Annotated in this window: 1 protein-coding gene; it reads left to right on the forward strand. The window is 62.8% G+C overall.

Going from position 1 to position 529, the window contains the following annotated elements; genetic code table 11:
* Nucleotides 1-386 (forward strand): hypothetical protein (locus JF66_RS24055; protein WP_051973808.1); only part of this gene is annotated, 386 nt, incomplete at its 5' end.
* Nucleotides 387-529: the final 143 nt, after the last annotated feature.

Below are 529 nucleotides of genomic sequence, written 5' to 3' on the forward strand. Positions count from 1 at the left end.
ACTCGATGGCCGGCATCATCAGCGAGATTCTGACGCTCGTGGGCCTCGTGGCCGGAGTTCCCCTGCTGATCATCGGCCTGATCGTGCGCGGGATCAGCCATCGCTGGGTCAAGACCGACGGCGTGATCGCCGTGTCGAAGAACGGATCCGTCATCCGCTGGTTCGATGAGGAGGGCGACGTGCACGCCGGACATCAGAACACCCACGAGTCGCACGGGCTGGTGCCGGGAGATGACATCATCGTGTGGTTTCTGCCGCGCTCGCCGGAACGGTGCCGCACCGATGACCCGAGTCACGACGGGCGAGCCCTGCGCCTGACCGGCATCATCCTCGTGGGCGTCGGTGTTGTCTCCGCTATCGTCGGCTTCGTTCTGATGTTCGTCTAGCCTCCTTCGCAACCTCCAAGATGCGGCGCGGAGCGTTCTCGTCCTGAAACGATGAGATGTTGCCGACCGGCCGACGCATAAGGAAGCCCCGCGCCGAGAAATGCGAAGCTAAACGTCACAGTATGCGGTGCAGAAGTTGCGAT

The sequence above is a fragment of the Cryobacterium sp. MLB-32 genome (genome assembly GCF_000738085.1).
GTDB lineage: Bacteria > Actinomycetota > Actinomycetes > Actinomycetales > Microbacteriaceae > Cryobacterium.